Origin of the sequence: Antarctobacter heliothermus (assembly GCF_900188425.1) — a bacterium.
GTDB classification, from domain to species: domain Bacteria; phylum Pseudomonadota; class Alphaproteobacteria; order Rhodobacterales; family Rhodobacteraceae; genus Antarctobacter; species Antarctobacter heliothermus.
Window position 1 is genome coordinate 1 of the sequence record NZ_FZON01000101.1, and the last position, 7,670, is coordinate 7,670.

The window sequence follows — 7,670 nt, forward strand, 5'->3', positions numbered from 1 at the left end:
GCGGCGAGCAGCACGCTGGTCCGGATGAGCGAGCCGAGGTCATGGACGACATCTTCCTGACGCCGCGGATCGGTCAGCTGCGGGACCATCCATTCGACGATGCCGCTGCGCTCCATGATCTCGCGCAGCACCACGGCACCGGCATCACCGGTCAGCCGCTCGGCACGGCTTTCGACGCGCAGGGACCTGTTGAAGCTCGTGGCGACCGGCTGTAGCGTTTCACCCATGGCGTGCTCCGATGGCTGCTGTCGGATTTTGTCTAGCAGCTTGATTCTACAAAGCTTTCGCGGGCACGCCAGCTATTTCCCCTGATTTGGATGAATAAGCCGGGTTCATGGGTTTCCGCGTCGGTAAAGCCCGGCGCAGTTACCGCGTAGAACACACCGTACACATCGCCGAAATTGTCGTTGACGATAGGCGTGCCGGCCTCTGCGGGAAGACTGCGTTGGGCGTCCTGCACCCGGTTGCGCAGCTTGGTCCAGATTGCTGGCAGTTCCGTGCCGTCAAAGGTCGATTCGATATTGACCGAGATGCGGCTGACGCCGGGTTTGTTCGATGAGGTGATGAAATCGATCTCACCCATCTTCTGGATCTCGGATTCGATCGGCTCACTCACCTCGCGGGCGACCTGTTCGGCGGTGGCGCCGGGGTATTGGGTGATGATGATGGCGTTCTTGATGGTAAAGGCCGGATCTTCGAGCCGCCCGATGGTGGCAAAACCCCAGACGCCGCCCAGCAGGCAAATCAGCATCAAGAGCCAGGTGATCAGCGCCTTGTCGATGGAGGCACGCGCGATGGACATGGGTTTATTCTCCGACGCGGGTAAAGGGGCGTACGGTTTGGCCGTCCGTGACCAGCGCCGCGCCGGTCAGCATGATCTGGGTGCCGTCGTCGAGCCCCTCCTTGAGGTAGGTGCGCCCGTCTGTGCGTATCTCGATCTGGACCGGTGTGCGGCGCACGGTGCCGTCCTTGTAGACCATGACCGCCGCGGACCCGTCCGGGGCATAGATCAGAGCGGTTTCCGGCAGAACAACGCCAGCGCTGCCGTTCGTGCTGGCCATGGCAAACACCGTCACCGAGGCACCGGGAAAGACAAAATCGCCCGGCGGGTCGTCAAAGCTCAGCGTCAACGTATAGGTCTGGCCAACCGAGCTGGTCTCGGTCTCGAATTCCCGCATGGTCAGCGGATAGCTGGTCGGGTCACCGGGCAATTGGGCGCTGAACGTCACCGTGTCCGAACCGCCAGCTTGGCGGAACAGCACTTCGGGCACTTCGATGTCCACCCGCAGCTCAGACACGTCATGCAGCCGCACGACAGGCGTTCCCGCAGAGACGGTTGTGAAATTGGCCACCAGGCGACGGGCGATCAATGCGTCGAAGGGGGCGTTCAGCGTGGCGTGTTCAAGGTTGTCCTGCGCGTCTTCAAAGGCGATCTCGGCAAGGTTCAACTGGGTCTGAGCATCGTTCACCGACACCTCGGACACCGCTTGACCGCGCAGGCTTTCGAGGCGGGTCACATCTCTCTGGGCCTTGGTCAGGTTGACTTCGGCTTGCGCCATTGCACGGCGAAACCGGTCCAGATCCAGTTGGGCGATTTGTTGGTTCATTTTCAGATAGGTGCCTTCGTCGGCGTCCAAAGTCTCGATCTGACCGGCCACCTGAAAGGCCAGGTCAACAGTTTGCAGAGCCTGGACCTGCCCGTAGAACAGGCGTTTGATCTGCGTCGGCTTGGAACTGATTTCCATCAGCTTGACCGGCTTGGGCACCTCCTGCGCAAATCCGGCAGAGGCAACGAGAAAGCAAGCAAGGGCAAAGGTGAGGGAACGCATCGACGGTCTCCGGATACGGCTATGGGCGGTTGGTTCCGGCACATAGCGATTCCCGCGAGAATTTCAAACCGTTCAGTTCACTTTTGCAGCCGCACAGGGGCTGTGCGGCTGAGGCAGGATCGATTTCCGTGAAAAGGTGCCGTTTTGGCCGCAGTTTTTAACCTGAGATCGTGGAGTCCGTTGCAGTAGCCGCCGCGTTTCGGGCGACGACCTCGGCCCCCTCATGGGCAAGCGGCGCTGACAGAATATCGGCCTCGGTCTTCAGCGCGGTGGACAGCCGCGCACGGTAATCATGCCGGGTGATCTCTATCCCGCCGAGGGTTGCAAGATGCGGGGTCAGAAACTGTGTGTCGAACAGCGCGAATCCCGTTCGCCGCAAAAGGTCCATCAGCCACGCCAGCGCGATCTTGGACGCATCCCGGCGGCGCGAAAACATCGACTCGCCGCAAAAAGCCGCGCCAACCGTCACGCCATAGACACCGCCGACCAGTTCGCCCGCCATCCAGACCTCTATCGCGTGGGCGCGGCCTTCGATGTGCAGTGTATGATACAGGTCACGGATTTCGGCATTGATCCAGGTTTCATCGCGGTCGGCACAACCGTCGATCACACCGGAAAAATCGGCGTTCAATGTGACCTTGTAGTCATCGCGGCGCAGCCTCTTGGCCAGACTGCGTGAGATGCGAAACCCGTCCAATGGCAGAATGCCCCGACGCCGGGGATCGACCCAGAAGATTTCCGGATCGTCATGACGTTCGGCCATCGGAAAAATTCCGGTCCGATAGGCGTGCAACAGCAGTTCAGGGGTAACGCTCATGGGGTGTGCGAAATCATTTGGCAAAAGGTGACCAACAATGTGTGTTTTCGCGCCGAGGAGCAAGGCCAGACCGAAACCGGACTGGTCGCCTGTCGACCGCGCCGCAGTCCGGGAGGGCAGGCGTGCCCAACCCGGAGCGCGGGACGATCACGCAGCAGGCTGGATCACTCCAGCCCGCCTGCCTCCAGCCATTTTTCCAGCCAATGGATGTTGTATTCGCCGGTGTGGATGTCCTTTTCGCGCAAAAGCGCGTGGAACAGCGGCACGGTCGTGTCGATGCCGTCCACGATCAGCTCTCCCAGCGCGCGGTTCAGACGCGCCAATGCCGCAGGCCGGTCGGCCCCATGTACGATCAGCTTGGCAATCAGGCTGTCGTAGTAGGGCGGGATGCGATAGCCGTCGTACAGCGCGGAATCCATCCGCACGCCCAGACCGCCGGGCGCATGGAAATGTGAGATCGTGCCGGGTGATGGCCGGAATTCCGGCAGCTTTTCCGCGTTGATCCGCACCTCGATGGCGTGACCGTTGATCTTCAGATCGTCCTGCGCAAAGGACAGCGGATGGCCTGCGGCAACGCGGATCTGCTCGCGCACAAGGTCGACACCAAAGATGGCCTCGGTCACGGGATGTTCCACCTGCAGGCGGGTGTTCATCTCGATGAAATAGAACTCGCCGTCTTCATACAGGAACTCGATTGTGCCCGCGCCGCGATAGCCCATTTCTGAAATGGCCTTGGCGCAGATCCCGCCAATATGGGCGCGTTCCTCTGGGGAGATCGAGGGGCCGGGGGCCTCTTCGAAGACCTTTTGGTGGCGGCGCTGCAACGAACAGTCGCGTTCGCCCAGATGCACGCCATTGCCCTGACCGTCGCCAAAAACCTGAATCTCGATGTGGCGCGGGCGTTGCAGGTACTTCTCGATATAGACTTCGTCGTTGCCAAAGGCGGCCTTGGATTCAGAACGCGCAGTCAGATAGGCGCGCTCCATCTCACCCTCGTCGCGGGCGACCTTCATGCCGCGCCCACCGCCGCCGGCGGTGGCCTTGACGATGACCGGATAGCCAAAGGAGGCGCCGATCTTCTTGGCCTCATCGACAGACCCGACGCCGCCCTCGGACCCCGGAACAACCGGAATGCCAAGGGTCTTGGCTGTCTCTTTGGCGGTGATCTTGTCGCCCATGGTGCGGATGTGTTCCGCCGACGGGCCGATAAAGGTGATGTCGTGGTCTTCGACGATCTGCACAAACCGCGCGTTCTCAGATAGAAAACCGTATCCGGGATGGATCGCCGTCGCGCCGGTCACCTCGCAGGCCGAGATGATCGCCGGGATCGACAGGTAGCTGTCGCTCGAGGGCGCGGGGCCGATACAGATGGTTTCGTCCGCCATGCGGACATGCATCGCGTCGGCGTCAGCGGTGGAATGCACCGCGACCGAAGGAATGCCCATTTCCCGGCAGGCGCGAATGACGCGCAGCGCGATTTCGCCTCGGTTGGCAATAAGGATCTTGTCGGTCATGCGCTTACTCAAGGATCACAAGCGGGGCACCGTATTCGACCGGGGCGCCATCCTCGACGAGGATGCGCTTGACGGTGCCTGCGCGCGGTGCCGGAATGTGGTTCATCGTCTTCATCGCCTCGACGATCAGCAAAGTGTCGCCTTCCTTGACGGCGGTGCCGACGCTGATGAACGGATCGGACCCCGGCTCCGCCTGCATGTAGACCGTGCCCACCATGGGCGACGTCACGGCACCGGGATGGGCTGCCGGATCTTCGGGCATCTCGGGGGCGGCGGCAGCAGCGGGGATCGCTGCGGGCGCGGCCTGTGCAACCGGGGCGGGCGCGGCGACGGCCTGAGCGGCTACCGGGACAACGCGGCTTATGCGCACTTGCAGGCTGTCGTCATCGCCATATTCGCGCATGACTTCCAGTTCTGTCAGGTCGTTCTCCTGCAGGAGTTCCGCCAGCGCCTTGATGAAGGCCACATCTGCCTCGGTCTTCTTCTCGCTCATGCCATCCTCGCCATGTTCATCGGCCCGTTACCGGTCACACCGGCGGGTTCTGCGCAGCTTATAGGCTAAGGCGCGGCGAAGGAAAAGCGATGCCGCACAGGTTCGGGATGTGGCTTTATCTGACCGCCGTGGACCTTTCGACAGGCTCCGGCGCGCGTCGGCTGTCGCGTCGTGTCCGTTTAGAACGTCCTGCACCCAGCCACGCGGCGGCGGCAAGTCTGTGCATCGCCGTGTTGCAGCCGCGCCATGCCGCGCATAGCATCCTGTCTCGGGGAGGATCATCCATGAACATTTCCACCTGGCTTGCCCGCACGGCGCAGCTTGCCCCTGACCGACCGGCATTGTTTCTAGGTCGCGATCCGGTGGCGGACTACGGCCAGTTTCACGCCGCAGCGCTGCGCCTTGCAGGGGCGTTGATCGCCCGGGGCATCAGGACTGGCGACCGTGTTGCGCTGTTCATGAAGAACACTCCGGACTATCTGATTGCCCAGTATGGCGCATGGTATGCAGGGGCTGTCATCGTCCCGATCAATGCCAAACTCCACCCGCGTGAGGCAGATTTCATCCTGACAAACTCTGGCGCGACGCAGGTTTTCGCGACACCGGATCTGGCCCCGGACCTTGCCGTAGTCACTGCGACAGAGGTGATCGAGGCCGGCAGCGCGGGGTGGCAAGCCCTGCTTGACGCGCCTCCGTGCGACGGCCCTGTCCACCGCGCGCCGGATGATCTGGCTTGGCTTTTCTACACCTCCGGGACCACTGGCCGGCCAAAGGGCGTGATCATCACCCACCGGATGCTGGTGACCATGTCGCTGAGCTATCAGTGTGACTGTGACCTTGTCCGTGCCAAAGACGCCGCCCTGTATGCTGCCCCGCTCAGCCATGGCGCGGGCATCTACAACATGATGCATGTTCGCGCCGGGGCCCGTCATGTGTTTCCCCCGTCAGGCGGGTTTGATGTTGCGGAGACACTCGACCTCGCCGCGCATTTCGGGAGTGTCCACATGTTCATGGCACCTACCATGGTTCAGCGCCTGACCGGTCAGGCCAGACAGGCGGGCCGCCCCGGCACGGGCCTGCGCACCATCGTTTACGCCGGAGGGCCGATGTACAATGCCGACATCATCGACGCTGTGGAACATTTCGGCCCGGTCTTTGCGCAGATCTATGGTCAGGGGGAGTGCCCGATGGGCATAACCGCGCTGTCGCGCCATGATGTGACAGACCGGACCCATCCGCGTTGGCGACAGCGCCTGGGGTCGGTCGGGCGCGCGCAATCGGCGGTCGAGGTGCGCATCGCCGATGAAAACGGCAAGACCGTGCCAACCGATGCTGTCGGAGAGATCCTCGTGCGCGGTGACATCGTGATGGCGGGCTACTGGCAGAACCCGGAGGCCACGGCAAAAACGCTGAAGGACGGATGGTTGTGGACCGGCGACATGGGCGCGATGGATGTGGACGGCTACGTCACGATGAAGGACCGGTCCAAGGATCTGATCATCTCGGGCGGGACCAATATCTACCCGCGCGAGGTTGAAGAGGCGCTGCTGGAACATCCGCTGGTGTCCGAAGTCGCCGTGGTCGGACGCCCCCACCCCGAATGGGGGGAGGAGGTTGTGGCCTTTGTCGTCTGCGACGCCGCTTTGGACGAGGCCGCGTTGGATGCGCATTGCCTCGACCGGATCGCTCGTTTCAAACGGCCAAAGGCCTATGTGATGCTGCCGGCATTGCCAAAGAACAATTACGGCAAGGTGCTCAAGACAGACCTGCGCGCGTCGTTCGATTCTGCCGTCTGATCGTCTGCAGCGGGGCTGTCCCTCGACGTGACCGAATCCACATAGGGTCGCGGGGTCGGGGGGCTCTCATCTGTTTGGGCGTCGGTCGTGGGGCGGGACTCTCGGTTGTCAGAATCCGGGCTTTGTGCGTCCAGCAACTGGCTGATGGTGATCTGCATGATCGACGGCGGCGGGGCATTGGTCGATGGATCAGGCTGGCCATTGGCGGCGCGCCAGAATTTGGTCGGTGCAAGACCGTCATTGAGCCGCGCCTCTGGGTTGCGGGCGTCAGCGATCGGCTGGACCTTGGTTTGCGCGTGAGACTCCTTTTGCTCGCCCGGCAGCCCTTGCGGATGGCCGGTGGCCTGCGGCGCGGTGAGCGTCGGTGGAAAGTTGGTTTGCATGCGGCTGCTCCATCCAGAGCGCCCCCACATGATGCCATATTAACATCTGAGGCACAGTTTTGCAGCGGGTTGGGTCGAATTGTGGAGAAAACCCGGCGATGGCAGGGCAGGGCCGTGCGACGCAGAGAGCACAATTGTTTTCACGGGCACCGACACGCACTTGGCAATCCTTTTGCGCCGGTTCGACCCGCCGTGGAGACGCGCAGCGCACAAGACCGTCGCGTTTTGGTAAACAGCGTCTCGACATTCGGCCCGCCGTTTGACGCAGCGGAGCCCGCTTGAAACGCGTCAGCCGCCGAACAGTTCGGCGGCTGACTAAGGCGTAGTGGTCAGTTCACGCCTTGTTCATGCGGTTGTCGATGAGGTCGTCGACGACGGAGGGGTCGGCGAGGGTGGAGGTGTCGCCCAATGCGCCGTAGTCGTTTTCGGCGATCTTGCGCAGGATGCGGCGCATGATCTTGCCGGAGCGGGTTTTCGGCAGGCCCGGCGCCCACTGGATCAGGTCCGGCGAGGCAATGGGGCCGATTTCCGTGCGCACCCAGGTGCGCAGCTCCTTGCGCAGCTCGTCCGTCGGCTCGACGCCGTTCATCAGGGTGACGTAGCAGTAGATGCCCTGGCCCTTGATCTCATGCGGATAGCCCACCACCGCGGCCTCGGCGACCTTTTCGTGGGCGACAAGGGCGGATTCCACCTCTGCCGTGCCCATGCGGTGACCGGATACGTTGATCACGTCATCGACCCGCCCGGTGATCCAGTAATCGCCGTCCGCATCGCGGCGGCAGCCGTCGCCGGAGAAGTAATAGCCTTTGTAATCAGAGAAGTAGGTCTTTTCGAACCG

General features: G+C 62.4%; 8 protein-coding genes and 1 pseudogene. 1 reads left to right on the forward strand and 8 read right to left on the reverse strand.

Annotated elements, in window-relative coordinates:
- From CHB90_RS24930 to accB, 6 genes and pseudogenes are all read right to left on the reverse strand, one after another.
- Window positions 1-227 (reverse strand): transposase (locus CHB90_RS24930; RefSeq protein ID WP_212591658.1); only part of this gene is annotated, 227 nt, incomplete at its 3' end.
- A gap of 86 nt (window positions 228-313) precedes the next feature.
- Window positions 314-802 (reverse strand): annotated as a pseudogene (locus CHB90_RS24935) (efflux RND transporter permease subunit); the annotation flags it as partial.
- Between the two features lie 4 nt (window positions 803-806).
- Window positions 807-1,829, reverse strand: coding sequence for an efflux RND transporter periplasmic adaptor subunit (locus CHB90_RS24940; RefSeq protein ID WP_089280420.1), 1,023 nt, complete (start codon window positions 1,827-1,829; stop codon window positions 807-809).
- 157 nt (window positions 1,830-1,986) lie between these two features.
- Window positions 1,987-2,646 (reverse strand): leucyl/phenylalanyl-tRNA--protein transferase, encoded by a 660-nt coding sequence (gene aat, locus CHB90_RS24945; protein WP_089280421.1) that lies wholly within the window; start codon window positions 2,644-2,646, stop codon window positions 1,987-1,989.
- Window positions 2,647-2,810: 164 nt separating this feature from the next.
- Window positions 2,811-4,160, reverse strand: a complete 1,350-nt coding sequence (gene accC, locus CHB90_RS24950; protein ID WP_089280422.1) for an acetyl-CoA carboxylase biotin carboxylase subunit — start codon at window positions 4,158-4,160, stop codon at window positions 2,811-2,813.
- 4 nt (window positions 4,161-4,164) lie between these two features.
- On the reverse strand, window positions 4,165-4,653 hold the full coding sequence (gene accB, locus CHB90_RS24955) for an acetyl-CoA carboxylase biotin carboxyl carrier protein (RefSeq protein ID WP_089280423.1): 489 nt from the start codon (window positions 4,651-4,653) through the stop codon (window positions 4,165-4,167).
- Between the two features lie 284 nt (window positions 4,654-4,937).
- Between accB and CHB90_RS24960 the strand changes: the two genes are divergently transcribed.
- Window positions 4,938-6,449 carry an AMP-binding protein gene (locus tag CHB90_RS24960; RefSeq protein ID WP_089280424.1) on the forward strand — a complete coding sequence of 504 codons (1,512 nt, stop codon included), beginning with the start codon at window positions 4,938-4,940 and terminating at the stop codon, window positions 6,447-6,449.
- Here the strand turns inward: CHB90_RS24960 and CHB90_RS24965 are convergent.
- Entirely contained in the window at window positions 6,395-6,832 is a 438-nt protein-coding gene (locus CHB90_RS24965; RefSeq protein ID WP_089280425.1) for a hypothetical protein, read from the reverse strand. The genes CHB90_RS24960 and CHB90_RS24965 overlap by 55 nt on opposite strands.
- A 334-nt stretch (window positions 6,833-7,166) precedes the next feature.
- A partial coding sequence (locus CHB90_RS24970; protein WP_141135976.1) for an AMP-binding enzyme occupies window positions 7,167-7,670 on the reverse strand: 504 nt, incomplete at its 5' end.

Bases quoted from the DNA above. Each gene is read 5' to 3' on its own strand.
- CHB90_RS24940 (WP_089280420.1), bottom strand. From the start codon at position 1,829: ATGCGTTCCCTCACCTTTGCCCTTGCTTGCTTTCTCGTTGCCTCTGCC.
- aat (WP_089280421.1), bottom strand. From the start codon at position 2,646: ATGAGCGTTACCCCTGAACTGCTGTTGCACGCCTATCGGACCGGAATT.
- accC (WP_089280422.1), bottom strand. From the start codon at position 4,160: ATGACCGACAAGATCCTTATTGCCAACCGAGGCGAAATCGCGCTGCGC.
- accB (WP_089280423.1), bottom strand. From the start codon at position 4,653: ATGAGCGAGAAGAAGACCGAGGCAGATGTGGCCTTCATCAAGGCGCTG.
- CHB90_RS24960 (WP_089280424.1), top strand. From the start codon at position 4,938: ATGAACATTTCCACCTGGCTTGCCCGCACGGCGCAGCTTGCCCCTGAC.
- CHB90_RS24965 (WP_089280425.1), bottom strand. From the start codon at position 6,832: ATGCAAACCAACTTTCCACCGACGCTCACCGCGCCGCAGGCCACCGGC.